This is a genomic window from Pseudomonas sp. GW823-FHT02C05, from assembly GCF_058797595.1.
On sequence record NZ_JBXAJU010000002.1, the window covers coordinates 823,102 to 847,166 of the forward strand.

A 24,065-nucleotide genomic window follows, 5' to 3' on the forward strand; every position below is an offset into this window, starting at 1 on the left:
GCGTGCTCCTTGAGTCAATGGCTGTGGTTGAGGCTGTCGAAGTTCTCGCCGCGCTCCACCAACTGCTCCAGCAGCGGCGAGGCTTTCCAGAACAGCGGGTCTTGTTCGGCGAATTCGCGGATGTCCGCCAGCACCTGGGGCAGGCCGTACTGGTCGGCGTACTTGAGCGGGCCACCGCGATAGCGCGGGAAGCCGTAGCCATGGATAAAGGTGATGTCCACATCCAGGGGGCGCAGGGCGATGCCTTCGTGCACCACGTTGGCGCCTTCGTTGATCATCGCCGCCATGTAGCGCCGCAGGATCTCCGGGTTGCCGAAGGGGCGGGGCGTGATGCCGGCCCGGGCCCGCTCGGCGTCGATGATGGCCAGGACTTCCGGGTCCTGGGTGGCGCTGCGCGGGCCCTGGGCATAGAGGTAGTAGCCACGGCCGGTCTTGTGTCCGAACCAGCCGTGCTCGCACAGGCGGTCGGCAATCTGCACGTAGCGCGCGTCGGGATTGCGGGTGGCGGCCTTGCGTTTGCGCGTCGCCCAGCCGATATCGCCGCCGGCCAGGTCGGCCACCTGGAAGGGCCCCATGGGGAAGCCGAAGTCGCGCAGGGCCTGGTCGATCTGATAGGGCGAAGCGCCGTCTTCCATCATGTAGTCCGCCGCCTGGCGGTAGACCGCGAGGATCCGGTTGCCGATGAAACCATCGCAGACCCCGGCACGCACCGGCACCTTGCGCAGTTTCTTCGCCAGTTCGAAGGCCGTGGCCACCACGTCCGGTGCGACCTTGGCCGGGACCACGATCTCCAGCAGCTTCATGATGTTGGCGGGGGAGAAGAAGTGCAGCCCGATGACATCGGCAGGCCGCGAGACGCTGTCGGCGATGGCGTTGAGGTCCAGGTAGGAGGTGTTGCTGGCCAGTACCGCGCCAGGTTTGCACACCCGGTCCAGTTCCTTGAACACCGCCTGCTTGGCGGCCATGTCCTCGAACACCGCTTCGATCACCAGGTCGGCCCGGGCCAGGTCCTGGTAGTCCAGGCTGGCGCGGAAGCGGGCCAGGGTCGCGGCCTTGCCGGCGGCATCCAGGCGGCCTTTTTCGATCAGCCCGTCATAGACCTTCTCGACGTTGCCCCGGCCGCGGTCCAGGGCCTGCTGGTCGCGCTCGATCATGGTGACCTGCAGGCCGGCGTCGAGGGCCGAGACAGCGATGCCGGCGCCCATGGTGCCGCCGCCGACCACGGCCACCTGTTCGATGGGGCGAGGCTGGGCGATGCGGGTTTCCGGGGCCTTGAGCACCTCGCGCTCGGCGAAAAAGGCATGTACCAGCCCGGCACGCTGCGGGCTGTCGAGGCATTCCTGGAACAGCCGGCGTTCTTCCTCCAGGCCTTGATCGAAGGGCCGGTCAAGGGCCGCCTCGACCGCACGAATGATGTTCTGCGGCGACAGCAGGCCCTTGGCCTTGTGCGTGAGCTGTTCGCGGGCGGCGTTGATCTGTTCGCGTTGCAGATGCTGATCGCCCAGGGCCCGGGCGTTCCGGGTGCGCCGCACGCCGGCATGGCTGTCCACCAGCTCGCGGGCATAGGCCAGGCCGGCAGCCAGGGCATCCTCACCCTCCGCCAGGCGGTCCACCACCCCCAGGTCGAGGGCCTCCCGGGCATTCAGGTGACGGCCGCTGAGCATCAGTTCCAGGGCCGCCCGGGCACCGATCAGGCGTGGCAGGCGCTGAGTGCCACCGGCCCCGGGCAGCAGGCCGAGCAGCACTTCCGGCAGGCCGAGGCGGGCGCTGCCCAGGGCCAGGCGGTAGTGGGCCGCCAGGGCCACTTCCAGGCCGCCTCCCAGTGCCACGCCCTGGATGGCCGCCACCACCGGTTTGGCGCTGTCCTCGATGCGCTTGACCACCGCTGGCAATGCCGGGGCCTGGGGCGTCTGGCCGAATTCGCGAATATCGGCGCCGCCACAGAAGTGGCGCCCGGCGCCGGCCAGCAGGATGGCGGCCACCGTCGGATCGTCGGCGGCGCTGTCCATGGCGGCCAGCAGCCCGCGCCTGACCTCCACGCCAAGGGCGTTCACCGGCGGGTTGTCGAGGGTCAGGACCAGGATGTTGCCGTGCAGGGCGGATGCCACAGAGGGCTGGGCGGTGTCGCGACTCATTGCAGCAGTCTCCGGAGGAAAGGGCAGCGTGAGGCCGATGGTTGCCCAGGGGGCTCCGGGCGCTGAGCGGAAATCAGGATTGGATTCCGCTGTTTGAATCGGCTGGTGAAAATAATCCTGTCATCAATAAATTAGTGGGTCAATACGGAATAGTGTTTCGCAGTGCGGAATAAAAAGATTCTTTTTACTTGATTTAAGCCCTTGATTGCTTCAGAGACGTGAGGATGAATATTTGACATATTTGATTTGTGATCACATATTGCTGCCCACAAGAATCACAACACAGGTGTCACCCCCCATGTCCGAAGGTCCTATCCCCCTGCCTACCTTGCGTCAGGTTTCTCGCGATACCTTGCAGGAACAGGTGTATCGACAGATTCGCGAAGCCTTGATGAGTGGCCGATTCCAGCCCGGCCAGAAACTGACCATTCGTGGCCTGGCCGAAGCCCTGGGTTCCAGCCCGATGCCGGTGCGCGAAGCCCTGCAGCGCTTGAGTGCGGAAAATGCCTTCGAGGTCACGGAAACCTCCCGCCTGCGGGTACGCATGATGACGGTGGAGCGCCTGCGGGAAATCCGTGATGCACGGGTGGCCCTGGAGGGGCTGCTGGCGGAAAAGGCCGTGCAGCATCTGCACAAGGCCGATATGCAGGAGATCGCCGATCTCTGCCGGCAGATGCAGAAGGCCGCCGACGAGGTGGATGTCTCCCGCTACCTGTGGACCAACTTCGCTTTCCACCGGCGCATCTATGCGGTGGCCCGGGCCGAACTGACCATGGCCGCCGTGGAGAACTTCTGGCTGCACATGGGCCCCTGCTTCGCCCTGGTGGCGCCGGACAAGGCCCACCTGCAACGTTCCATGGAAGCCCACAACCGAATCGTCGAGGCCCTGGTCGCCGGCGATGGCCCGGCGGCGCGAGCAGCGGTCACCGACGACATCATGCAGGCGGCGGATTCCCTGGGCCGCCTGCTGGCCAAGAGCGACGGCGCAGCACAGCGCAAAGGAGGCCGGGCATGAGCATCCTTCAGCGTTTGCAGCCTTATCCGGGCTTGCGAGTGATGATTTCCGGTGGCGCGGCGGGCATCGGTGAAGTGCTGGCCGCTGCCTACCTTGAAGCCGGCGCCCAGGTGCATGTGTGCGATGTCAGTGAAGCGGCCCTGGCGGCCTTTCGCGATCGCTACCCCGAGGCCCTGGCAACCCGTACCGATGTCGCCGACCCGGCGCAGATCGAAGCCTTGTTCAAGCTTCAGGTGCAGCACTTCGGTGGCCTCGATGTGCTGGTCAACAACGCCGGCATTGCCGGGCCGACCGCGGGCATCGATGCCGTCAGCGATGCCGACTGGCAGCGCACCATCGATATCAACCTGACCGCGCAATACCGCTTCGCCCACCACGCGGTGCCCCTGCTCAAGGCCTCGGACAAGGCCCACCTGCTGCACATCGCCTCCGTGGCCGGGCGCCTGGGCTACGCCTGGCGCACGCCCTATGCCGCTACCAAATGGGCGATTGTCGGGTTGATGAAGTCTTTGGCGGCGGAGCTGGGTGCCAGCGATATCCGGGTCAACGCGCTGTTGCCGGGGATAGTCGAGGGGCCGCGGATGGAGGCGGTGATCCAGGCCCGGGCCGAGCAGACCGGGGTACCGGTGGCGCAGATGCGCGAGCAGTACCTGGAGAAGATCTCCCTCAAGCGCATGGTCAGTGCCGAAGACGTGGCGGCCATGGCGCTGTTCCTCTGTTCGCCGGCGGCATGCAACGTCACCGGCCAGGCGATCAGCGTCGACGGCAACGTCGAATACCTCTAGCTCCCGCCGGCTGGCCGCGCCGGCGAGGACCGCCGGCGCTGAAACCTGTAGCGACACCCTGGGATTTTTTTCATCAAGAATAAAAGTCGGAGTACCGTCATGCCTGGAAAAACACCCGTCATCATCACTTGCGCCGTTACCGGTGCCATTCATACCCCGTCCATGTCGCCCCACCTGCCGGTCACGGCCGGGGAGATCGCCGCCGAGGCCATCGCCGCCGCGGAGGCCGGGGCGGCCATCGTCCACCTGCACGCCCGGGACCCGGAGGACGGCCGGCCGAGCCAGGACCCCGAGCTGTTCCGGCGCTTCCTGCCGCAGATCAAGGCCGCCTGCGACGTGGTGATCAACCTCACCACCGGCGGCGCGCCGACCATGGGTGTCGAGGAGCGCCTGCAACCGGTGCTGGAGTTCAAGCCGGAACTGGCCTCGCTGAACATGGGCTCGATGAACTTCGGCCTGTACGAAATGCTCAACCGCTTCACCGAGTTCAAGCACGACTGGGAGCGGCCGTACCTGGAGGAAAGCGACGACCGGATTTTCCGCAATACCTTCCGCGATATCGCCCATATCCTCAGCGCCTGTGCCGAGAACCGCACGCGCTTCGAGATCGAGTGCTACGACATCGGCCACCTCTACACCGCTGCGCATTTCCTGGAGCGCGGACTGCTCAAGGCGCCGCTGTTCATCCAGTCGGTGTTCGGCCTGCGGGGCGGCATCGGCGGCCACCCCGAGGACCTGGCACACATGCGCCGCACCGCTGACCGGCTGTTCGGCGATGCCTATCATTGGTCGATCCTCGGCGCCGGGCGCAACCAGATTCCCCTGGCGACCATGGGCCTGGCCATGGGCAGCCATGCCCGGGTCGGCCTGGAGGACTCGCTGTGGGACGGCCCCGGCAAGCTGGCGGCGAGCAACGCCGACCAGGTACGACGCATCCGCAGCGTCATCGAGGCCCTGGGCGGCCGGGTGGCGACGGCGGACGAAGCCCGCACCCTGCTCGGGCTCAAGGGGCGCGACCAGGTCGCCTTCTAAGCCCCGCAGGCCCGCTGCCGGCGCCTTCCGGGCGCTGGCGATCCCGCATAACAATTACAAAGGGATATGCCCATGAACACTGCAACCGCCGCGCCGCCCCGGGACCCGCAACAACTGACCCGGCTGATGTTCCTCAAGCTGATGCCGCTGCTGATCGCGGCCTATGTCCTGAGTTTTCTCGACCGCACCAATATCGCCCTGGCCAAGCATCAGCTGGATGTGGACCTGGGGATTTCTGCCGCGGCCTACGGGCTGGGGGCCGGACTGTTCTTCCTCACCTATGCGCTGTCCGAAGTGCCGAGCAACCTGATCATGCACAAGGTCGGCGCGCGCTTCTGGATCGCCCGGATCATGGTGACCTGGGGGCTGATCTCCGCCGCCATGGCTTTCGTCCAGGGCGAGACCTCCTTCTATGTGCTGCGCCTGCTGCTGGGGATCGCCGAGGCCGGGCTGTTTCCCGGGGTCATGCTGTACCTGACCTACTGGTTCGACCGCCAGCAGCGGGCCCGGGCCACCGGCTATTTCCTGCTGGGGGTGTGCCTGGCCAATATCATTGGCGGCCCGCTGGGCGCGGCGCTGATGAAGATGGACGGCCTTTTGGGCTGGCACGGCTGGCAGTGGATGTTCCTGCTCGAAGGCCTGCCGGCGGTGTTCTTCGCTTGGGTGGTATGGCGGCGCCTGCCGGACCGCCCGAGCCGTGCTCCCTGGCTGAGCGCCGAGCAAGCGGCGGCCATCGAACAGCGGCTGGCCCAGGAAGCCGACGAGGGCGCGGGGCAGGGCGGGCACTCGTTCCGGCAATGCTTCACGCCACAGATCCTGCTGGCGATCTTTGTCTACTTCTGCCATCAGATCACCATCTATACCGTGATCTTTTTCCTCCCCAGCATCATCGGCAAGTACGGCAACCTGAGCATCATGAGCGTTGGCCTTTTGACCTCGCTGCCCTGGATCGCCGCAGCCGTCGGGGCTATCGCCTTGCCCCGGCTGGCCAACAGCCCGCAACGCTCGCGGCGCCTGCTGGTCTGTGGCTTGCTGGTGATGGCGGCGGGGCTGTCGATCGCGGCGTTTTCCGGGCCGGTGTTCAGCCTGCTGGGGTTCTGCGTGGCGGCGCTGATGTTCTTCGTGGTGCAGTCGATCATCTTCCTGTACCCGGCTTCACGGCTCAAAGGCGCGGCGTTGGCGGGTGGCCTGGGCTTCGTCAATTCCTGCGGGCTGCTGGGCGGTTTTGTCGGCCCTTCGGTGATGGGCGCGATCGAGATGAGCACCGGCAATGCCATGAATGGCCTCAAGGTGATTGCCCTGGTGCTGCTGGTGGCGGCATTGGCGGCCCTGCGTTTGCGCCAGGGCCAGGAGGACCGCAGTGAGCAGAGGACGAGTGGGCTGGCGAGAAACTCCGCCTGAGGTCTGCCCGGGGGCGGCGTCGCTTGGCAGATCTTGCCTGGACGCCAGCCCTCCGGCCTTTCTACACTGCTTCCCGTCTGGGGACCGGGGGCAACATCAATGAATCGCAATGAACTGCGCAAGGCCGATATCAACCTGATGGTGGTGTTCGAGGCGCTGATGCTCGAGCGCAATGTCACCCGGGTGGCGGAGAAGCTGTTCCTCGGCCAGCCCACCATCAGTTCCGCGCTCAACCGCCTGCGGGCGATGTTCAACGACCCGCTGTTCATTCGCGTCGGCCATCGCATGGAGCCCACGGCTCGTGCCGAGCAGATCATCCAGCACCTGTCGCCGGCCCTGGACGCGCTGTCCTCGGCCCTGAGCCTGACCCACGATTTCGATCCCGCCAGCAGCACCATGACCTTTCGCATCGGCCTGTCCGACGACGTCGAGTTCGGCCTGCTGCCCCCCCTGCTGCGGGCCCTGCGCCAGGAAGCGCCGCAAGTGGTGGTCGTGGTGCAGCACGTGGACTACTGGCGGATTCCCGACCTGCTGGCGTCCGGCGATATCACCGTGGGCATCAGCCAGACCCGCGGCCTGCCGGCCAACGCCAAGCGCAAGCTGCTGCGGCATATCCAGCCCAGCGTGCTGCGGGCCGATGCCAGCGATACACCGCTGACCCTCGATGAGTACTGCGCGCGGCCCCATGTGCTGGTGTCCCACACCGCCAATGTCGCCGGCTTCGCCGATGAGTGGCTGGCGGAGATCGGCCGCACCCGCCAGGTCGTGTTGTCGGTGCCCCAGTACAGCTCGCTGCCGGCCCTGCTCGCCGGCACCAAGCTGATTGCCAGCCTGCCCGACTATGCCGCCGCCGCCATGGCCGCCTCGGGGCAGCTGTACTGCGAGCCGTTTCCGTTCAAGACCCCGACCCTGGACCTGTCCATGGTCTGGCTCAGCCATGTGGACACCGACCCCGCCGAACGCTGGCTGCGCTCGCGGCTGGAAGCCTTCATGAGCGAGCGGGCGCCCCTCGCGAGCTAATCGTGCCTTGCAGCCGCTGCCGCAGGCTGCGATGGACCGCGCAGCGGGCCCCAAACCTGCCCATGCGGTATGCCTGGCGGATCGGGTGGGCGGCCTTGCCAGTCCTGCGGACCGGGTCGCAGCCTGCGGCAGCGGCGACAGCGGCGCAGTGAACGGAGGCCGCCAGCTTGGCATAGGCACAGGGGGCTGCTTTGCTGTGTGGATCGTCTGTTGAAACATTGATCGGTGGAGTGTGCCCATGAGTCGTTCCCGTTCCCTGTTGCGTGGGCGTGGCAGCCACGACAGCGGCAAGGTTGGCATGGTCGAGCTGTTCTTCGACCTGGTGTTCGTGTTTGCCGTGACCCAACTGTCCCACTCCCTGCTGGCTCATCTGTCCCTGGGCGGAGCGCTGCAGGTGGCGTTGCTGATGGTGGCGGTGTGGTGGGTGTGGATCTTCACCTCGTGGATCACCAACTGGCTGGACCCGGAAGCCCTGCCGATCCGCCTCGGCCTGTTCGTGCTGATGGTGGCCGGGTTGCTGCTGTCCTCGTCGATTCCCCAGGCCTTCGGCGAGCGTGGGCTGCTGTTCGCCGGCGCCTATGTGTTCATGCAGGTGGGGCGCACCGCCTATTCACTGTGGGCAGTGCGCGGCGAGCCGCTGAACATGACCCGCAACTTCCAGCGGATCCTCTTGTGGCTGATGTTCTCGGGCGTTTTCTGGATCACCGGTGGCCTGCTCGAAGGCCCGCAGCGCCTGGCGTGCTGGGGGCTGGCCCTGGCCATCGAGGTGCTGTCGCCGTCGCTGTATTTCTGGGTGCCGGGGCTCGGCCGCTCGACCCTGGAAGACTGGAATGTCGAAGGCAACCACATGGCCGAGCGCTGCGCTCTGTTCGTGATCATCGCCCTGGGTGAATCCCTGCTGGTCACCGGCGCCACCTTCGCCGAGCTGGCCACCAGTGCCGAAGGGGTACTGGCTTTCGTGGTGGCGGTGCTGGGCAGCATTGCCATGTGGTGGGTGTATTTCGACAGCGGCGCCGAGCGTGCCCACCACCGCATCGCCCACTCCAGCGACCCGGGGCGCCAGGCGCGTATTGCCTACACCTACCTGCATGTGCTGATCGTCGCCGGGATCATCGTCAGTGCGGTGGCCGACGAACTGGTGCTGGTGCACCCGCAGCATGCCAGCCAGGCCGCGGTGCTGGTGATCGTCGGCGGGCCCTGGCTGTTCCTGCTCGGTTGCGCGCTGTTCAAGTGGGTGATGAACGAGCGGCCGTTGCCGCCGCTGTCGCACCTGGCCGGGCTCGCGGCCTTGCTGCTGTTGTTGCCCGCGGCCTGGAACCAGTGGTTTTCCGCCCTGGTGCTGGGCAGCCTGACCACCCTGGTGATGCTGCTGGTGGCGGCCTGGGAAACCCTGGCCCTGCGGGAAAGGGCGGCGTCCAGGCAATGAGGCTAACGGCTACTGCGGCGGCGTGGGGCGGGTTGTGTAGTATGGAGCGCCTTTTTACCCCTGACTGACCGGGAGCTTTGCCATGCCGCACCTGCATATGGAATACACCGCCAACCTGCCGCAACTGGACGTCGACAAGGCGCTGCTGCGACTCAATCATGGGCTGGTGGCGTCCGGGCAGTTCTCCGACGAGTTCGACATCAAGAGCCGTGCAGTCAAGGTCGAAGCGTTCCGGGTCGGCACCGGGATTGGCGAGCGCGGCTTTGTCCACGTCAAGCTGGCCTTGCTCAGCGGCCGTTCGCCAGAGGTCAAGAAGCAGTTGTCCGAGAGCCTGCTGGCGGTGTTGCAGGATCTGGCGCCATGGCCGGCGGATGTCCAGGTGCAACTGTGCGTGGAGATCGTCGATATCGACCGCGCGTCCTACAGCAAGGCCGCCGTCGGCCGCTGAGGATCAGGCCAGCCCCTGCTCGGCGCAGACCTTGACTATCTGTTCACGGAACCAGGTCTGCGCGCTGTCCTGATCGGTGTGCTGGCTCCACTGCATGTCCAGGCTGAATCCCGGCAGGCCGCTGGGGGCCTCGCAATGGTTGAACACTGCCTCGTTGGCCAGCAGTGCCTGGATGCGCCGGGGCAGGGTGAGGAGGAAGTCGGTGCCGGTGATCATCTTCAGCGCTGCGCTGTAGCTGTTGGAGCGGGCGACGATCTGCCGCTTGTGGGCCTGGCGCGCCAGCCAGCCGTCCACCATGTTGCTGTCCGACGTCCAGGGCGTGGGAAACACGTGCCGCCGCTCGACGAACGACTGCAGGCTGAAGCGCGGTTCCCTGGGCGGGGTCGCACGCTTGTCGAAGACACACACCAGGTCGTCCTCCAGCAGCATCTGCGATTTGAAGTCGGCGTGGCCGCGATGGAAGTCGGGCCCGAAACAGATCACCAGGTCGACGCTGCCATCGCGCAGGTCCTCGGCGGGAATATCACTTTCCAGCTTCTGCACGTTGACTGTCACCGGCAGGTCGGCGTAGTCGAAGCCCTTGAGCAGGCGCGGCAGGATCAGCAGCTCGAAGTATTCCGGGGCACAGAGGTTGAAGGTCACGGCCTGGCGGGTCGGGTCGAAGGCCGGCACGCCGCTGTGGCACAGGTTGATGCTCTCCAGGATCCTCAGCACGTGGTTGTACATGCTGGTGGCCTTGTAGGTCGGGCGCATGCCGGTGCGGGTGTTGATGAACAGTTCGTCCTCGAAGCCGTTGCGCAGTTTCTTCAGGCAGTAGCTGACGGTCGACTGGCTGACGCAGAGGGTTTCCGAAACCCCGGTGACACTGCTTTGCTCGTACACCGCGATAAAGACCATGAGGTCCTGCATGTCGAGTTTTCTGAGCACATTGCTGATGAGCATCCGTTCCATCCCGCTGAGCACCTGGCGCCGGTGGCGCGCAAACCGGATCGATGCTAGCGGAACGATCGTCCTAATTAAATGCCCGGGGCGGGGATTCGCGGACAGCATCGGGACATAAATGTCCGATAACACGACCTGCGCAGTTTCGCGCACTGCAATGGTGCTTGTCCCGGGTAGATTTCAGGCCGCCGCGGCTGTCGGGCGGCTGCCGCGCACCAGGCCGAGCATGCCCAGGGCCACCAGCAGGGCGCCGAGCATTTCTGTCAACTGTGGCCCCTGGCCCAGCCACAACCAGTGGAACAGCGTGAGGAACAGGGTGCTCAGGTAGATGTAGGAAATCACCGTGGACGGGGCGATGACGCCGATGGCCCGATGCAGCAGCCAGAAGGTTGCCAGGGTGGCGAACAGCGCCAGGTACAGCAGCCACAGCAGGTCGTTGCCGCGCAGTAGCGCGGCACTGCGCCAGCCGCCACTGGCCAGGCTGGCGACAAACAGGAACAGCGATCCGAACAGCATGTTCCAGAAGGTCATGGCCGCCGGGCTGCGCCCTTGCAGGCTGCCGGCCTTGAAGTGCTGGCTCAGCGGCGAGTAGGCGGCCATGGCCAGGCAGCCCAGGGCGTAGATACCCATGGCGTACAGCGACGGCAATTGCCCTGGCGCGCCGCCCTTGAGGATCAGCAGCAGCGCCCCGGCCCCCGCCACCAGCATCGGCAGCAGGCGGCGCCGCAGGCCGCTGCCAGGCAGCAGCCAGGCTTCGAACACCAGGGTCAAGAGCGGCACCAGGGTGAACAGAGTCCCGGTGTTGACCGCCGAGGTATAGCGCAGGGCTTCGAACAGCGAACCGAAATACAGCGCCAGCAGCAGGCCCAGCAGCCCGTGGGCGCGCAAGCCGGCCAGGGTCATGGGCGCCGAACCCTTGAGCCACAACAGAGGCACGAACATCAGCGCCGAGAACAACAGGCGCAGGGCGGTCAGCAGTACCGGGTCGATGGCCTGGCTGACCTCGGCGGCGGCAAAGAACGAAGCGGCAATCAGCACCGCCCACAGCAGCATGCCGAGGTTGGCCTGGGTGAAGTTCACCGGGTTCATGATGGCCTCTCCCGGCTCAGCGGATGTGCTGGCGGTAATGCTTCGGATCGAAGCGCAGCGCCATGAGGATCATTACCAGCATCACCGCGGCCAGTGACCACCAGGCCCATTCGAAGCTGCCCAGCTGGTCGCGGATCATGCCCGCCAGCAACGGCGACAGCCCGGCAATCAGGTAGCCGATGCCCTGCACGAAAGCGGTCAGGCCACCGGCGCGGCGCGGGTCGCTGAGGTGGTCCAGGGAGACGATCAGGCTCATGGGAAACAGCCCGCCAATTCCCAGGCCCAGCAGGCACGGCCACAGCAGGCTGAGGTGTTTGGGGCTGAGGATCAGGCCGCAGAAGCCGGCGATGATCAGTACCAGCAGGGCCACCAGCACCAGGCGCCGGTCCTGGCTGCGGTTGGCGATGGCCGGGGTGACCAGCCCGGAAATCACCTCCATGGCGGTGAGAAAGCCCAGTAACAGGCCCGCGTTCTGCTCGCTCCAGCCGTTCTCCACGTAGTAGGGCGCCAGCCATGCCAGCACGCAGGTGTAGGAAGCGGTGCCGAGGCCGAAGAACACCGCCAGCAGCCAGGCCCGGCGATTACCGGCAAAGGACTCCCGTGCTCCACCTTTGCCCGGCAGCCTGGGCAGGGCCGCGCGCTGGGCGTACCAGAACACCAGGGCCAGCAGCGCCAGGGCGGCCCAGATCGCCAGGGCCAGGCGCCAACTGCCACTGTGGTTCATCACCAGGGGCGAGAACGACGCGGCCAGCGCTGCACCGCCCATGATCGAGGTGACGTACAGGCCCATGAACAACGAGACATTGTCGGCAAAGCGCGACTTGATCAGCGCCGGCAGCAGTGCCTGGATCAGGGCGATGCCGATGCCGGCCAGCACCGCGCTGAGAATCAGCTCGGCCGCCGAATCCATGAACAGCCGCGAGACCGTGGCCAGGCCGATGACCAGCAGCGACAGGACCACGGTGCGGTGCTCGCCCAGGCGCTGGCTGATGCCCATGCCGAAGAACATCGCCAGGCCCATGGCCATGACCGGCAGCATGGTCAGCAGGGAAGCCAGGCTGAAGCTCAAGGGGATATCGCCACGAATGCCCGACAGCAGCGGGCCGACGGCGGCCATCGACGGACGCAGATTGAGCGCCACCAGAATCACACTGACCATCAGCCAGAGTGCGGGGCGGGAAGTTGCACGAACGTTTTCCATGGTCGGACCTTCAACAAACAAGGACCCGATTAGGCGGCTCGGTCTGGAGTGGGGGCAAATCAGAAAGTCCGCGGTGTTATTTAAAAACTAAATAACACCGCGGACCTGTAGCCGCTGCCGCAGGCTGCGATCCGGGCCGCAGGGCCGCAAACCGGACGATACGCACGCCCGGCAGGCACCTACCGCTGGAGCAACCTGCAACCCGGGATCAGAACGGCTTGGTCGGCAGGTACTTGCCGTCCAGGGTGATCACTGCGCGGGAACCGCCTTCCGGATCTTCGACCTTCTTGATGTCCAGCTTGAAGTTGATGGCGCTGATGATGCCGTCGCCAAACTGCTCGTGGACCAGGGCCTTGAGGGTCGAACCGTAGACCTGGAGCATTTCATAGAAGCGATACACGGTCGGGTCGGTGGGGATGCCGCCGGCGATGCTGCCGCGCAGGGGAATGCTCTGCAGCAGGCGGCTGGCGTCCTGGTCCAGGCCCAGCTTGTCGCACACCAGGTCGGCGGCGGTGGCCGGCAGGGCGTGCTGGCCCAGCAGGGCGGCGGTGACGAAAGCCAGGCTCAGCCCGGTGCCGTCGGTGAGGTCCTGCCACGACAGGTTCTTGCGCGCCTTGGCGTCGATGATGGTGTCGGCCAGGGCCAGGCGTGGAGCTTGGGCGAATTGGGATTGCAGCATGGGGTGACTCCTCTTGAGTGACGAAACGGGGGCTGCTCAGGCAGCGCTGGAAGCTTGGCTGGCCAGGGCACAGGTGTGCGGGTACTCGGCCAGGGAGACGAAACGCTGGGTGTTGCCGTCGAGGGCGACGATGGCGCCGCTCTCGATGTCATAGACCCAGCCATGCAGGTTGAGCCGGCCCTGTTCCAGGGCCAGGGCCACCGAAGGATGGGTCTTGAGGTTGGCCAGTTGGGCGATCACGTTGTCGCGCACCAGGGCGTCCAGGTGCTCGGCGGGCGAGGCGTGCTGGCGGGCGGCATTGATCACCTTGGCCGACTCGGCATGGCGCAGCCAGTTGGCCACGGCGGGCAGGTGGTCGAGGCACTTGCAGGTGGAAATGGCGGTCATCGCGCCGCAGTCGGAGTGGCCGCAGATGACGATGTCGCTCACCCCCAGCACTGCCACCGCGTATTCCACGGTGGCCGATACGCCGCCCGGCTCGGGGCCATAGCTGGGCACGATGTTGCCGGCGTTGCGGATCACGAACAGGTCGCCGGGCTCTTGCTGGGTCAGCAGTTCGGGCACCACCCGGCTGTCGGAGCAGGTGACGAACAGGGTGCCGGGGTTCTGGGTGCTGGCCAGTTGCTTGAACAGTTCACTGCGTTGGGGAAAGGCTTCGCGCTGGAACTTGAGGAAGCCGTCGATGATGTTCTGCATGGGGTTCTCCTTGCGTCGCTGATGGGGCAAGGATGGAAGTTTTCAGCTATAGCGTCCAAGATCGGCTTATTATGCTTTCCATAAGTACAGCCTATAGTTGGAATTCCCCATGCTGTTGCGTCACATCCGTTACCTGCTGGCCGTGGCCGAGCATTGCAACTTCACCCGGGCTGCCGAGGCGCTGCATGTGTCCCAGCCGACCCTGTCGCAACAGATCAAGCAGTTGGAGGAGGGCCTGGGGGCGCCGCTGTTCGACCGTTCCGGGCGCAGCGTGCGCCTCACCGATGCCGGCCAGGCCTATGTCGCCTATGCCCGCCGCGCCCTGCAGGACCTGGAGGCGGCCAGGCGGGCGATCCACGATGTGCAGGACCTGAGCCGCGGCTCGCTGCGCCTGGCACTGACCCCGACCTTTACCGCCTACCTGGCCGGGCCCTTGCTCAGCCGCTTTTACCGGCAGCACCCGGGAATCGGCCTGAGCATCGAGGAAATGACCCAGGACCGCCTGGAGGCGGCCCTGGCCGAAGACCGCCTGGACCTGGGTATCGCCTTCGCCGGCGAGCACCTGGCGGAGATCGAGAGTCAGGCGCTGTTCATCGAGACCCTGAGCCTGATGGTCGGCCCGCAGTATCCGCAGCCCGAGCGCCTGCCCTTGAGTGCCGAGGCCCTGGGCCGCCAGCCCCTGGTGCTGCTCAGCGCCGACTTCGCCACCCGCCGGCACATCGACCTGTATTGCCGGCAGCAGGGCATTGCCCCGCCGATCGCCGCCGAGGCCAATTCGGTCAGTGCGATTGTCGAGATGGTCCGGCGCGGGCAACTGGCGACCATCCTGCCCAGCTCCATTGCCCGGGAGCAGCCGGGGCTGCGCACCCTGGCCTTGCAGTCACCACCGGCGCCGCGCAGCGTGGTGCTGCTGGGGCGCAAGGGCGCCTATCGCAGCGCCGCCTGCCAGGCTTTCCGGCAGTTGCTGCTGGATCAGGACGAGGGCGCGGCCAGCCACTGATTGACCACCCGGTCGTAGGCGCCGGTGGCCTTGCTCAGGTGCAGCCATTGGTCGACGTAGCTTTTCCAGGCCACATCGTCCCGAGGCAGGAGAAAGGCCTTCTCGCTGTATTGCAGATAGCGCTCGGGGTTGACTGCGCACAGCCCCGGCTTGTGCCGTTGCTGGAAGCGCGCCTCCGAGGCGTCGGTGATCATCACGTCGGCGCGGTGGGTCAGCAACTGATCGAAGATCGTCACGTTGTCGGCGAACAGGGTCAGGCTGGCCTTGGGCAGGTGGGCCCGGGCGAAGATTTCGTTGGTGCCGCCCGGTGGCTCGATCAGGCGCACCTCGGGCTGGTTGATCTGTTCCAGGGTCTGGTAGCGCTTGAGATCCTGGCAGCGCACCAGGGGGATCTTGCCGTCGATGCCCAGGGGCTGGCTGAAGAAGGCTTTTTTCTGCCGCTCCAGTGACACCGAAATACCGCCGACGGCGATGTCGCACTGTTGGCTCTGGAAGTCCGCCATCAGGCCCTTCCAGGTGGTGTTGACCCACTTCACCCGCACCCCGAGGCTCTCGGCCAGGGATTCGGCCAGGCTGATGTCGATGCCTTCGTAGTGGCCGTCGTCGCGCAGGTAGCTGTAGGGCTTGTAGTCGCCGGTGGTGCAGACCGTCAGGTGGCCGCGCTCGATCACCTGGTCCAGGTGCGAGGTGGGCTCCTGGGCGAAGCTCAGGGCAGGGGCGCTGAGGCCCAGCAGGGTACACAACAGCAGGCGCGGGAGCATGGAATCGTTCCTTGAGGGGCAGGGGGGCGGAGCATTATTGGCGCCAGCCGCCGGCCAGGCAAGGCAAGTACCGGTGCTGGAAGGCGATGCGGGCTTTCGACCTTTTTTTCACGAATGGCACGTTAACCTGTGGCCCCTGGATTCCAAAAAGAGTTCGCCGTTCATGTCGTCCCATCCCCCACCGTCCATCGAACTGGAGTTCGCTCGGCGCTACGACCAGGAGCACGCGCGCGTCTGCCGCGAGCCCCGGCCAGCCGGGATTGGCGTGCGCCTGGCCGTCTGGCGCACGGCACGCCTGGTGCGTCACGCCCTGAAGGAAGCCGGCGAGCCGGGGCTGATCCTGGATGTGGCCTGCGGCGCCGGGCGCTACTGGCCGGTGCTGGGCGAGCACGGCAACCGGGTGATTCTGGCGGCGGACCCTTCCCAGGACATGTTGAACCATGCCCAGACCCACCACCCGGCCAGCCTGCTGAAACGGGTCAAGACCTTTCACAGCTCGGCGTTCAATATCGGCCTGTCGGCCAATGCGGTGGACTGCATCATCTGCATGCAACTCTTTGCCCACGTGACCCGGGGCGAGGATCGCCTGGCCCTGCTGCGCGAGTTCTATCGGGTCAGCCGGGACACGGTGATCCTGGCCACGCGGATCGAGCCGCTGTTGCAGATCGCCCGACCCGCTTCTGCCAGCTCCGGCATGCCGCCGCTGGCCAGCAAGGTGCGGCTGGAAGCGGAGTTCCGCGAAGCCGGTTTTGAAGTGCTCGACCATCGGGACCTGCTGCCCGGTTGGGCGCCTTCGCGAGTCTATGTGCTGAGAAAACAGGGTTAGCCCAGAGTCTCGGACTATTCTTGCCCTCCGGCAGATGGTTTCTCACTTGCTCTTGTCGGGTGAATGCTCGGAAATCGCCGGAGGCGATATATACTGCGCGCCATTCTTCAAGGGAGAGCCGTGTGGCCATCGATATACATTGGATTCGCGACAACGATAGCCTCGGTCAGCTTTGCGCCCAGTGGCAGCAGTTGCCATTCGTCGCCCTCGACACCGAATTCATGCGGGTCGACACTTTCTATCCCATTGCCGCCCTATTGCAGATTGGCGATGGGCAGCGCGCCTACCTGATTGACCCTTTGACCATCGACAACTGGCAGCCACTGGCGGCCCTGCTGGAGAATCCGGCAGTGGTCAAGGTGGTGCACGCCTGCAGCGAGGACCTTGAAGTCCTGCTGCGCCTGACTGGCAGCCTGCCGGCGCCGTTGTTCGACACGCAACTGGCGGCCGCCTACCTGAACCTGGGTTTCTCCATGGGCTATTCGCGCCTGGTGCAGGAAGTCCTGGGCATCGACCTGCCCAAGGGCGAGACCCGTTCCGACTGGCTGCAGCGCCCGCTGTCGGAAACCCAGGTCAGCTACGCCGCCGAAGACGCCGTGCACCTGGCCCAGGTGTTCACCGAACTGCGGCCCAGGTTGTCCGAGGACAAGTACCGCTGGGTGCTGGAAGACGGCGCCGAGCTGGTGGCCAACCTGCGCCGCGAAGTGGACCCCTACGAGGTCTACCGCGAAGCCAAGCTGGCCTGGAAACTGTCCCGCGCCCAGCTGGCGGTCTTGCGTGAACTGTGTGCCTGGCGCGAGCGCGAGGCCCGTGCCCGCAACCTGCCGCGCAACCGTATCGTGCGCGAGCATGCCCTGTGGCCCCTGGCCAAGACCCAGCCGGACAACCTGTCGGCGCTGGCCAAGATCGAAGACATGCACCCGCGTACCGTGCGCCAGGACGGCGAGTTCCTCCTCGACCTGATCAAGCGCACCGCCAGCGTCGGCCCGGATCAATGGCCGCCGGCCGTGCCCGAACCCCTGCCGATCGAAGCCGCGGCCCTGCTCAAGCGCCTCAAGGCCGTGGGCCAGGCCCAGGCCGAGCGCCTGGGGATCGCCCCGGAAGTGATGCTGCGCAAGAAAACCCTGGAGAGCCTGCTCAAGAGCGGCTTCCCCAACGGGCCTTACCAATTGCCTGATTCGTTGCGTGGCTGGCGCCGCGAATTGATGGGCCAGGCGCTGCTGGACAGCCTGGCCACCGCCGGAGAACAGCCTTGAAACGTATCTGCTCCATCTACAAAAGCCCGCGCAAGAACGAGATGTACCTCTACGTGCTCAAAAGCGAGGCTCTGGAACGCGTGCCGGAAAACCTGCTGCTGGCCTTCGGCAAGCCGCAACATGCCTTCGACCTGGTGCTGAGCCCGGAGCGCAAGCTGTCCCGCGAGGACATCCACCAGGTGCTGGAAAACCTCGACAAGCAGGGCTACCACCTGCAGATGCCACCGGCAGAAGACGAGTATATCGAGCACTTGCCCGAAGAGCTGCTGCGTCGCAATGATCCGGTCTGACCTGTAGGCGCCCGGTCCCGGGCGTCCTTGTAAGTGCAACTGACTGACCTGGCAGCCGCCTTGATCGATGGAGCGATTCTCCGTCGGCGGCTGCCTGCACCGTTTTTTAAGGTTTGAGCCATGCGCGTTCTGATTGCCGAACACGATCACGCTGTTTATGCCCGCCTGTTGCGTCAGGCGGCCCCGGAGCTGGAAGTGCTGACCAGTGGCGACTCCGCCGAGCTGGCACGGTTGGCGGCGGATTGTCCGGTCTGGCTGGGGCAGCCGGACCTGCTGGCCACCCTGCTGCGCCAGGGGCACCAGCCCCAGTGGCTGCAATCCACCTGGGCCGGCATTACCCCGCTGCTGGCCGACGGCCTGCCGCGGCACTACCGCCTGACCCGGGCCGTGGGCATCTTCGGCCAGGTGATGGCCGAGTACGTGCTGACCTACATCCTGGGCCATGAGCGCGAGGTGCTGGCGCGCCTGGTGAGCCAGGTCGAGCGCAAGTGGGACAACCGCCTGGGCCAGAGCCTGGTGGGGCGCAAGGTGCTGATCGTCGGCACCGGCGACATCGGCCAGAGCGTGGCGCAGTTCCTCCTGCCGTTTGGCGTGAAGCTGTACGGCATCGCCAGCCAGCCCCGGGAGCAGGCGCCCTTTATCGAAGTGGCCGGCCTGCAAGACCTGGGGCGCCTGGTGGGGGAGGTGGACTACGTGGTCAACCTGCTGCCCAACACCCCGAGCACTCACGACCTGTACGACGCGGCGCTGTTCAAGCAGTTCAAGCCCACGGGGTTGTTCATCAATGTTGGCCGGGGCGTGGCGGTGGTCGATGCGGACCTGGTGCAGGCCCTCAAGGATGGGCATCTGGCGGGGGCGGTGATCGATGTCTGCCGCCAGGAGCCCTTGCCGCAACGGCATCCGTTCTGGACCGCCTGGGGCTTGCTGCTGACGGGCCACAGTTCGGCGCCGACCTCGCCGGAATTGATGGTGCAGTTGTTCGTCGACAACCTGCGGGCTTATCAGGCTGGGCAGGCCCTGCGCGGCGAAGTGGATTTCGCCCGGGGCTATTGAAACGGACCTGATCGCAGGAGCGAGCTTGCTCGCGAAAGCCGCGCTTGCCAGGCAAGCGCGGCAGCCTTCAGGGCTTCGCGAGCAAGCTCGCTCCTACAGAGGCGATCGCGGCTTTAGAGGCTGAAATCGCCTTCGGCCACGGTTTCGCTCAGGGGGCGACGCGGGCTTGGCTCTTCCCGGGCCTGGAGGTAGTCGGCCAGGGTCGACTTGTCTCCCAGCTTGCCCACGGCCACGGCGGCGTGCACGGCATAGCCTTCGGGGATCTTCAGTTCCTTGCGGGTCAGTTCCTGGTCGAAACCGGCCATGCCGTGGGTGTGCCAGCCACTGAGGCTGGCTTGCAGGGCCAGGTGGCCCCAGGCCGAACCGGTGTCGAAGGTGTGCCACAGGGCCGGGGTTTCCTCGCTGGCGCCGGGCACGGTGAAGGTGGTCTTGGAAATCACGATCACCAGGGCCGAAGCGTGTTGCGCCCAGCCACGGTTGAATTCGTTGAGCAGGCCGAGGAAGCGTTCCCAGTTCGGCGTGTCGCGGCGGGCATAGAGGAAGCGCCAGGGCTGCGAGTTGTAGGCCGAAGGCGCCCAGCGTGCGGCTTCGAAGAAGCTCAGCAGGGTTTCTTCGGGGATGCTTTCGCCGGTGAAGGCCCGGGGCGACCAGCGCTGGGTGAACTGCGGGTGGATGGCGTAGTCGGCAACGCGAGTGTTGGCGCTCATGGAAAAACTCCTGGCAGCATGTGAGATGAGTGGAATAAACCGGCAAGCGCAGATGAGCTGAGCGAAGGGGTATTCCTGACCCCGTGCGGTTTGCCGGGTGCAACGCGGTCAAGCGTTAATGGCACACGGACGCGGGTCGGTCCGAGGGGCAAAGCTACTGTGCCCATGGCCCGCTGACAAGTCCCGGCCTACCGACAGTCGCCAGCGCTTGGCCCGCCGGTTCTTCGGCACTAGACTGGCGGCCTTTTCACCCTCGGATATTGATGCTTGAGCCATGGCCGCCAAAGTCGAACCTTTCTGGATACGCAAAACCCTCGAACAACTCGACCAGGACGAATGGGAGTCGTTGTGCGATGGCTGCGGTCTGTGCTGCCTGCAAAAGCTTGAAGACGAGGACGACAACAGCGTCTATTACACGCGCATCGCCTGCAAGCTTTTGGACCTCAAGACCTGCCAGTGCAGCGATTACCCCAACCGCCGCGACTCGGTGCCCGACTGCATCCAGCTGACCCCGGGCAAGGCCGACGAATTCAAGTGGCTGCCCCCCACCTGCGGCTACCGCCTGGTGAGCGAGGGCAAGGACCTGCCCCTGTGGCACCACCTGGTGTGCGGCGACCGCGATGCGGTGCACCACGAACGTATTTCCCAGTCCGGCCGCATGCTCGCCGAAGGCAGCGTGGCGGAAGAGGACTGGGAGGATCATCTGATTTTCCGCGCAGGCTGAGGGTTCGCCGCGCCGGCTTCAAGGTTTCAATAGCAAGGAGAGGGTATGAGGGTGGGGGCGAAGCTGGCGCTGGCCGCTGCGATGCTGGCATTGAGTGCATCGGCGTTTGCGGCGAAGAAGGTCGATCTGGATTATCACGTGCGCTTCCTGCCCCAGAGCGATCAGGCCGAAGTGCGCCTGACCCTGGCCGACGGCGCGGCGCTGCGCAGCCTGGATTTCGATCTGGGCTCGACCGGCGACTACAGCGACTTCAAGGCCGACGGCCAATGGCAGGCCGCCCCCGCCGGTGCCGGCGGTCAGCGTGGGGTCTGGCGCCCGGCCAGCGGCAAGGCCAGCCTGAGCTACCGGGTACGCCTGAACCACAGCATCAAGAAGGGCAGCTATGACAGCCTCAGTACTGCCAACTGGGCCCTGCTGCGCGGCGAAACCCTGGTGCCGCCGGCGCACCTGGACCAGCAGGACGGCATCGAGCTGGTGGCGCGCCTGGATTTCGAACTGCCCGCCGGCTGGAAGAGCATCGAGACCGCCTGGCCGCGGATCGGCAAGCACCGTTTTCGCATCGACAACCCCTCGCGGCTGTTCGACCGTCCCGCCGGCTGGATGCTCGCTGGCACCCTGGGCAGCCGCCGCACGCGCCTGGGGGAAACCGACGTCAGCGTGGTCTCGCCACTGGGCCAGGGCATGCGGCGCATGGATGTGCTGACCCTGCTGACCTTTGTCTGGCCGCAGGTGCAGGCGGTGTTTCCCCGCCAGCCGAGCAAGCTGTTGATCGTCGGCGCGGCCGATCCGATGTGGCGCGGCAGCCTGGCCGGGCGCGATTCACTGTTCCTGCACAGCCGCCTGCCGCTGGTCAGCGAGAGCGGCGCCAGCCCCTTGCTGCGGGAGCTGGTGCAATCTCTGGCACGGATCAACGACAGCCAGCGCAGCGACTGGATCAGTGAAGGGCTGGCGCAGTACTACGCCATCGAGCTGCTGCGCCGTGCCGGTGGCATCAGCGATGAACGTTACCAGGTGCTGGAGAAGCGCCTGGCCCGGGACGGCCACAAGGTCACCAGCCTGCGCGGCGAACAGGTGGACAGCGCCACAGTGGCCAAGGCGGTGTTGCTATTGCAGGAGCTGGATCGGGAGATTCGCCTCAAGACCCGCAACAAGCGTTCCCTGGACGATGTCCTGCAAGCGGCGATGCGCCTGGAAAGCGTCAGCACCGCCGAATTCATCCAGCTCAGTGAAAGCGTGCTGGGCGAGTCCTCCAGGGTCCTCGACACCAGCCTGCTGCGCTGACCCGGCGCGGTTGGCCCCAGGCGTCCATGAGGACGCCCCGGCTTCAGGCCTTGGGCACCTTCACTTCATCATTGCTGGCGGCCTTGGCGTTGCGGCCGGCGGCTTCGGCATCGGCTTTCAGGTTGCGCAGCTCTTCTGCAGCGCGTTCGATCTTGTTGCGCACGTTGTTCATGTCCTGGCGGCTTTTCTCCAGCAGGCTTTTCGCCGAGCTGTGCCCGGTGATGCCCCGGGCCAGGGCCACGCCGCCGATGGCTACCTGGATCAGGCCGAATACGCCGCCACGGCGCAGGCCCTTGCCCATCATCACCACGCCGCCGGCCAGCGAGCCGATGCGCTCCCAGCCCTGGACATTCTGGGTGGGCTGGCTCTGGAACGGGGTCGATTCGATGGTTTGCAGCTGTTTGCGCTCGCTCATGATCTGTCTCCAAGGGCGGTAAGGGATACAAGGCTGACTGCACGAAGGCGTCACAGGTTCCCGGGCAATGACCGGCGTGTGCTCAGAACTTGGGACCGGAGCGGGTGTTGTTACCCTTGGCCAGGCGATCGTAGAGCACCACGTTGACTGTCGCTGCCAGGTTCATGCAACCGGTGGTGGGGATGTAGACCACGTCCTCGCACCAGTCGCGGATCTCCTTGTCGAGGGAGCCGTCTTCCGGGCCGAAGATGTACAGGGCGCGATCCGGGTGGGTGTATTCGGGCAGTGGGCGGGCACCCTCGACCAGTTCCACGGCCACCGGAATGCAGCCCAGGGGGAGGATTTTCTTCAGGTCGTCGATGCCGATCAGCGGAATGTCCTGGTGGACCTTCTTGGTGTCGGTGACGAAGTCGCGGGCCCGCTCATAGCGCTTGCCGGTGTAGAACACCGAGGCGACGCCATAGCAGCCGGCGGCGCGCATCACCGAACCGACGTTCTCCGGTGACTTGGGGTTATACAAACCGATGCAGCTGTACCTTTTGTTTGCCACGAACAAAGCGCCTTGGGGGAAAAGAGCGCGATTATACGGGGATTGCCCACGGCTCGGTGGCTTGTTGTGGCGAGGGAGCTTGCTCCCGACGCCGGCCAATGCGGTATAGCAGGCCGGCCGGGGACACAGGGTTTACGGCTGCCTTGCCGCCGAACGGGAGCACGCTCGCTGGCCACAATATGCCCGGCGGCTGGTGCTTACTCCGGGTCTTTCTTCATCAACCCGGCCAGGGCGGCGAACGGGTTGTGGGTCGCCTTGGCGACTTTCGGGGTGCTCAGGGAGCCTTCGCCGAAGTACTGCTGGTCGGTGTAGCGCGAGTGCTCGTTATCGTGGCAGTACAGGCACAAGAGTTCCCAGTTGGAACCGTCCTGGGGGTTGTTGTCGTGGTTGTGATCGCGGTGGTGCACGGTCAGCTCGCTCAGGCGCTTGCCGGAGAACTCCCGGGCGCAGCGGCCGCAGACATGGGGGTACATTTTCAGTGCCTTGTCGCGGTAGCCCATTTCCCGGTCGCGCTGGGCGTCGGCAAGGATACGGTCCAGTTTGGCGGTGTTGGACGGGGGAGTGGACGAACTCATGGGTTCACCTTTGTAGAAGGACTAATGACGGTAATGGACAAAGTTTAGCTCAGGCCTTGAGCTTCTCGGCAATCCAGATGGTGTGCCGGGTGCCGCGATTGCCATGGGCGAAGACCTGTACTTCCTCGGCCTTGAAGCCGGCCTTGCGCAGGCGCTCGGAGAACTGCCGGTCGGCGCTGGCCGACCACACCGCAAGAATGCCCTTGGGCCGCAGGGCCCGGGCGCAGGCGGCCAGGCCGGCGCTGGAGTAGAGCCAGCTGTTGGCTTTCTGGGTCAGGCCTTCGGGGCCGTTGTCGACGTCGAGCATGATCGCGTCGAAGCCCTGGGGCTCGGCCTGCAGGACCTTGGCCACGTCTTCCAGGCGGATCACCGTGCGCGGGTCCAGCAGCGGCCGGCCGGACTTTTCGCCGAGCGGGCCACGGTTCCATTCCACCACCCCGGGCACCAGCTCGGCGACCACCACCTCGGCGCTCTTGCCCAGGTGCTTGAGAGCCGCGGCCAGGGTGAAGCCCATGCCCAGGCCGCCGATCAGCACCCGCGAGTTCGGGCGCTCGGCGACCTTGCTGCAGGGGATCTGCGCCAGGGCATCCTCGGAACCGTGCATGCGCGTGTTCATCAACTGGCCGCCGTCGCCGCCCTGGATCTTGATGACGAAATCCTCACCGTATTCGAACAGGCACAAGGCACCGCCGTTTTCAGGAATCGCAGTAGTGTCCAGCAGTACGAAACGTTTCATGGAGATCTCATTGAGGAAGGCA

Annotated in this window: 26 protein-coding genes; 14 read left to right on the forward strand and 12 right to left on the reverse strand. The window is 65.7% G+C overall.

Annotated elements, in window-relative coordinates; all coding sequences use genetic code 11:
• Positions 1-14: 14 nt before the first annotated feature.
• A complete protein-coding gene (locus AC1RGE_RS14790; RefSeq protein ID WP_492584553.1) occupies positions 15-2,135 on the reverse strand; it encodes a 3-hydroxyacyl-CoA dehydrogenase NAD-binding domain-containing protein in 2,121 nt (706 codons plus the stop codon).
• 298 nt (positions 2,136-2,433) lie between these two features.
• On the opposite strand from AC1RGE_RS14790, the gene AC1RGE_RS14795 reads away from it, so the two are divergent.
• The 7 genes from AC1RGE_RS14795 (at position 2,434) to AC1RGE_RS14825 (ending at position 9,262) form a co-directional block, all read left to right on the forward strand.
• Positions 2,434-3,150, forward strand: a complete 717-nt coding sequence (locus tag AC1RGE_RS14795; RefSeq protein ID WP_011059818.1) for a GntR family transcriptional regulator — start codon at positions 2,434-2,436, stop codon at positions 3,148-3,150.
• Entirely contained in the window at positions 3,147-3,935 is a 789-nt protein-coding gene (locus AC1RGE_RS14800) for an SDR family oxidoreductase (protein WP_011059819.1), read from the forward strand. The genes AC1RGE_RS14795 and AC1RGE_RS14800 overlap by 4 nt, the downstream gene beginning before the upstream one ends.
• 99 nt (positions 3,936-4,034) lie before the next feature.
• Positions 4,035-4,967 (forward strand): 3,5-dioxohexanoate:acetyl-CoA acetone transferase, encoded by a 933-nt coding sequence (kce, locus tag AC1RGE_RS14805; RefSeq protein ID WP_011059820.1) that lies wholly within the window; start codon positions 4,035-4,037, stop codon positions 4,965-4,967.
• 72 nt (positions 4,968-5,039) lie between these two features.
• Positions 5,040-6,368 carry an MFS transporter gene (locus tag AC1RGE_RS14810; RefSeq protein ID WP_492584554.1) on the forward strand — a complete coding sequence of 443 codons (1,329 nt, stop codon included), beginning with the start codon at positions 5,040-5,042 and terminating at the stop codon, positions 6,366-6,368.
• Between the two features lie 99 nt (positions 6,369-6,467).
• Positions 6,468-7,388 carry a LysR substrate-binding domain-containing protein gene (locus AC1RGE_RS14815; protein WP_011059822.1) on the forward strand — a complete coding sequence of 307 codons (921 nt, stop codon included), beginning with the start codon at positions 6,468-6,470 and terminating at the stop codon, positions 7,386-7,388.
• A gap of 238 nt (positions 7,389-7,626) precedes the next feature.
• Positions 7,627-8,814, forward strand: coding sequence for a low temperature requirement protein A (locus AC1RGE_RS14820; protein WP_258611572.1), 1,188 nt, complete (start codon positions 7,627-7,629; stop codon positions 8,812-8,814).
• Positions 8,815-8,896: 82 nt separating this feature from the next.
• Positions 8,897-9,262: a 5-carboxymethyl-2-hydroxymuconate Delta-isomerase gene (locus tag AC1RGE_RS14825; RefSeq protein ID WP_011059824.1), complete on the forward strand. Its 366-nt coding sequence runs from the start codon at positions 8,897-8,899 to the stop codon at positions 9,260-9,262.
• A 3-nt stretch (positions 9,263-9,265) separates the two neighbouring features.
• On the opposite strand, the gene AC1RGE_RS14830 is transcribed toward AC1RGE_RS14825, so the two are convergent.
• The 5 genes from AC1RGE_RS14830 to AC1RGE_RS14850 form a co-directional block, all read right to left on the reverse strand.
• The gene (locus AC1RGE_RS14830; RefSeq protein ID WP_072451020.1) at positions 9,266-10,204 is read right to left on the reverse strand and encodes a LysR family transcriptional regulator; all 939 of its coding nucleotides are present in this window, start codon (positions 10,202-10,204) and stop codon (positions 9,266-9,268) included.
• A 180-nt stretch (positions 10,205-10,384) separates the two neighbouring features.
• Complete coding sequence (locus AC1RGE_RS14835; protein WP_401260637.1) at positions 10,385-11,293, reverse strand: DMT family transporter; 909 nt, start codon at positions 11,291-11,293, stop codon at positions 10,385-10,387.
• 16 nt (positions 11,294-11,309) lie between these two features.
• Positions 11,310-12,494, reverse strand: coding sequence for a cyanate transporter (locus tag AC1RGE_RS14840; RefSeq protein ID WP_019093310.1), 1,185 nt, complete (start codon positions 12,492-12,494; stop codon positions 11,310-11,312).
• 208 nt (positions 12,495-12,702) lie between these two features.
• Positions 12,703-13,173, reverse strand: coding sequence for a cyanase (cynS, locus tag AC1RGE_RS14845; RefSeq protein WP_011059828.1), 471 nt, complete (start codon positions 13,171-13,173; stop codon positions 12,703-12,705).
• A 36-nt stretch (positions 13,174-13,209) separates the two neighbouring features.
• Entirely contained in the window at positions 13,210-13,869 is a 660-nt protein-coding gene (locus tag AC1RGE_RS14850) for a carbonic anhydrase (RefSeq protein WP_011059829.1), read from the reverse strand.
• A gap of 109 nt (positions 13,870-13,978) precedes the next feature.
• On the opposite strand from AC1RGE_RS14850, the gene cynR reads away from it, so the two are divergent.
• The gene (cynR, locus tag AC1RGE_RS14855) at positions 13,979-14,869 is read left to right on the forward strand and encodes a transcriptional regulator CynR (RefSeq protein WP_011059830.1); all 891 of its coding nucleotides are present in this window, start codon (positions 13,979-13,981) and stop codon (positions 14,867-14,869) included.
• Here cynR and AC1RGE_RS14860 read toward each other — a convergent pair.
• Positions 14,842-15,630 (reverse strand): transporter substrate-binding domain-containing protein, encoded by a 789-nt coding sequence (locus tag AC1RGE_RS14860; RefSeq protein ID WP_019093311.1) that lies wholly within the window; start codon positions 15,628-15,630, stop codon positions 14,842-14,844. The two genes, cynR and AC1RGE_RS14860, sit on opposite strands and share 28 nt — an antisense overlap.
• A gap of 163 nt (positions 15,631-15,793) precedes the next feature.
• On the opposite strand from AC1RGE_RS14860, the gene AC1RGE_RS14865 reads away from it, so the two are divergent.
• The 4 genes from AC1RGE_RS14865 (at position 15,794) to AC1RGE_RS14880 (ending at position 19,055) form a co-directional block, all read left to right on the forward strand.
• The gene (locus tag AC1RGE_RS14865) at positions 15,794-16,456 is read left to right on the forward strand and encodes a class I SAM-dependent methyltransferase (protein ID WP_492584556.1); all 663 of its coding nucleotides are present in this window, start codon (positions 15,794-15,796) and stop codon (positions 16,454-16,456) included.
• 122 nt (positions 16,457-16,578) lie between these two features.
• Positions 16,579-17,712 carry a ribonuclease D gene (gene rnd, locus AC1RGE_RS14870; RefSeq protein WP_011059833.1) on the forward strand — a complete coding sequence of 378 codons (1,134 nt, stop codon included), beginning with the start codon at positions 16,579-16,581 and terminating at the stop codon, positions 17,710-17,712.
• Complete coding sequence (locus AC1RGE_RS14875) at positions 17,709-18,002, forward strand: YcgL domain-containing protein (RefSeq protein WP_011059834.1); 294 nt, start codon at positions 17,709-17,711, stop codon at positions 18,000-18,002. Before rnd ends, AC1RGE_RS14875 begins: the two co-directional genes overlap by 4 nt.
• A 120-nt stretch (positions 18,003-18,122) precedes the next feature.
• Positions 18,123-19,055, forward strand: a complete 933-nt coding sequence (locus tag AC1RGE_RS14880) for a D-2-hydroxyacid dehydrogenase (protein WP_011059835.1) — start codon at positions 18,123-18,125, stop codon at positions 19,053-19,055.
• Positions 19,056-19,168: 113 nt separating this feature from the next.
• On the opposite strand, the gene AC1RGE_RS14885 is transcribed toward AC1RGE_RS14880, so the two are convergent.
• Positions 19,169-19,762, reverse strand: coding sequence for a nitroreductase family protein (locus AC1RGE_RS14885; protein WP_011059836.1), 594 nt, complete (start codon positions 19,760-19,762; stop codon positions 19,169-19,171).
• Between the two features lie 274 nt (positions 19,763-20,036).
• Here AC1RGE_RS14885 and AC1RGE_RS14890 point away from each other — a divergent pair, with 274 nt between their 5' ends.
• Together AC1RGE_RS14890 and AC1RGE_RS14895 are read left to right on the forward strand one after the other, a co-directional pair.
• A complete protein-coding gene (locus AC1RGE_RS14890) occupies positions 20,037-20,486 on the forward strand; it encodes a YcgN family cysteine cluster protein (RefSeq protein ID WP_015634549.1) in 450 nt (149 codons plus the stop codon).
• Positions 20,487-20,531: 45 nt separating this feature from the next.
• The gene (locus AC1RGE_RS14895; RefSeq protein ID WP_011059838.1) at positions 20,532-21,767 is read left to right on the forward strand and encodes a hypothetical protein; all 1,236 of its coding nucleotides are present in this window, start codon (positions 20,532-20,534) and stop codon (positions 21,765-21,767) included.
• A 43-nt stretch (positions 21,768-21,810) separates the two neighbouring features.
• Here the strand turns inward: AC1RGE_RS14895 and AC1RGE_RS14900 are convergent, their stop codons facing one another.
• The 4 genes from AC1RGE_RS14900 to AC1RGE_RS14915 form a co-directional block, all read right to left on the reverse strand.
• A complete protein-coding gene (locus AC1RGE_RS14900; protein WP_011059839.1) occupies positions 21,811-22,182 on the reverse strand; it encodes a YgaP family membrane protein in 372 nt (123 codons plus the stop codon).
• A gap of 82 nt (positions 22,183-22,264) precedes the next feature.
• Positions 22,265-22,732, reverse strand: coding sequence for an RNA methyltransferase (locus tag AC1RGE_RS14905; protein ID WP_011059840.1), 468 nt, complete (start codon positions 22,730-22,732; stop codon positions 22,265-22,267).
• A gap of 197 nt (positions 22,733-22,929) precedes the next feature.
• Complete coding sequence (locus AC1RGE_RS14910) at positions 22,930-23,307, reverse strand: YajD family HNH nuclease (RefSeq protein WP_011059841.1); 378 nt, start codon at positions 23,305-23,307, stop codon at positions 22,930-22,932.
• A gap of 49 nt (positions 23,308-23,356) precedes the next feature.
• On the reverse strand, positions 23,357-24,043 hold the full coding sequence (locus AC1RGE_RS14915) for a spermidine synthase (RefSeq protein ID WP_492584558.1): 687 nt from the start codon (positions 24,041-24,043) through the stop codon (positions 23,357-23,359).
• Positions 24,044-24,065 lie beyond the last annotated feature (22 nt).

Excerpts from the sequence above, each read along its gene's own strand:
- AC1RGE_RS14790 (WP_492584553.1), bottom strand. The coding sequence starts at position 2,135 with ATGAGTCGCGACACCGCCCAGCCCTCTGTGGCATCCGCCCTGCACGGC.
- AC1RGE_RS14795 (WP_011059818.1), top strand. The coding sequence starts at position 2,434 with ATGTCCGAAGGTCCTATCCCCCTGCCTACCTTGCGTCAGGTTTCTCGC.
- AC1RGE_RS14800 (WP_011059819.1), top strand. The coding sequence starts at position 3,147 with ATGAGCATCCTTCAGCGTTTGCAGCCTTATCCGGGCTTGCGAGTGATG.
- kce (WP_011059820.1), top strand. The coding sequence starts at position 4,035 with ATGCCTGGAAAAACACCCGTCATCATCACTTGCGCCGTTACCGGTGCC.
- AC1RGE_RS14810 (WP_492584554.1), top strand. The coding sequence starts at position 5,040 with ATGAACACTGCAACCGCCGCGCCGCCCCGGGACCCGCAACAACTGACC.
- AC1RGE_RS14815 (WP_011059822.1), top strand. The coding sequence starts at position 6,468 with ATGAATCGCAATGAACTGCGCAAGGCCGATATCAACCTGATGGTGGTG.
- AC1RGE_RS14820 (WP_258611572.1), top strand. The coding sequence starts at position 7,627 with ATGAGTCGTTCCCGTTCCCTGTTGCGTGGGCGTGGCAGCCACGACAGC.
- AC1RGE_RS14825 (WP_011059824.1), top strand. The coding sequence starts at position 8,897 with ATGCCGCACCTGCATATGGAATACACCGCCAACCTGCCGCAACTGGAC.
- AC1RGE_RS14830 (WP_072451020.1), bottom strand. The coding sequence starts at position 10,204 with ATGCTCATCAGCAATGTGCTCAGAAAACTCGACATGCAGGACCTCATG.
- AC1RGE_RS14835 (WP_401260637.1), bottom strand. The coding sequence starts at position 11,293 with ATGAACCCGGTGAACTTCACCCAGGCCAACCTCGGCATGCTGCTGTGG.
- AC1RGE_RS14840 (WP_019093310.1), bottom strand. The coding sequence starts at position 12,494 with ATGGAAAACGTTCGTGCAACTTCCCGCCCCGCACTCTGGCTGATGGTC.
- cynS (WP_011059828.1), bottom strand. The coding sequence starts at position 13,173 with ATGCTGCAATCCCAATTCGCCCAAGCTCCACGCCTGGCCCTGGCCGAC.
- AC1RGE_RS14850 (WP_011059829.1), bottom strand. The coding sequence starts at position 13,869 with ATGCAGAACATCATCGACGGCTTCCTCAAGTTCCAGCGCGAAGCCTTT.
- cynR (WP_011059830.1), top strand. The coding sequence starts at position 13,979 with ATGCTGTTGCGTCACATCCGTTACCTGCTGGCCGTGGCCGAGCATTGC.
- AC1RGE_RS14860 (WP_019093311.1), bottom strand. The coding sequence starts at position 15,630 with ATGCTCCCGCGCCTGCTGTTGTGTACCCTGCTGGGCCTCAGCGCCCCT.
- AC1RGE_RS14865 (WP_492584556.1), top strand. The coding sequence starts at position 15,794 with ATGTCGTCCCATCCCCCACCGTCCATCGAACTGGAGTTCGCTCGGCGC.
- AC1RGE_RS14880 (WP_011059835.1), top strand. The coding sequence starts at position 18,123 with ATGCGCGTTCTGATTGCCGAACACGATCACGCTGTTTATGCCCGCCTG.
- AC1RGE_RS14885 (WP_011059836.1), bottom strand. The coding sequence starts at position 19,762 with ATGAGCGCCAACACTCGCGTTGCCGACTACGCCATCCACCCGCAGTTC.
- AC1RGE_RS14890 (WP_015634549.1), top strand. The coding sequence starts at position 20,037 with ATGGCCGCCAAAGTCGAACCTTTCTGGATACGCAAAACCCTCGAACAA.
- AC1RGE_RS14895 (WP_011059838.1), top strand. The coding sequence starts at position 20,532 with ATGAGGGTGGGGGCGAAGCTGGCGCTGGCCGCTGCGATGCTGGCATTG.
- AC1RGE_RS14900 (WP_011059839.1), bottom strand. The coding sequence starts at position 22,182 with ATGAGCGAGCGCAAACAGCTGCAAACCATCGAATCGACCCCGTTCCAG.
- AC1RGE_RS14910 (WP_011059841.1), bottom strand. The coding sequence starts at position 23,307 with ATGAGTTCGTCCACTCCCCCGTCCAACACCGCCAAACTGGACCGTATC.
- AC1RGE_RS14915 (WP_492584558.1), bottom strand. The coding sequence starts at position 24,043 with ATGAAACGTTTCGTACTGCTGGACACTACTGCGATTCCTGAAAACGGC.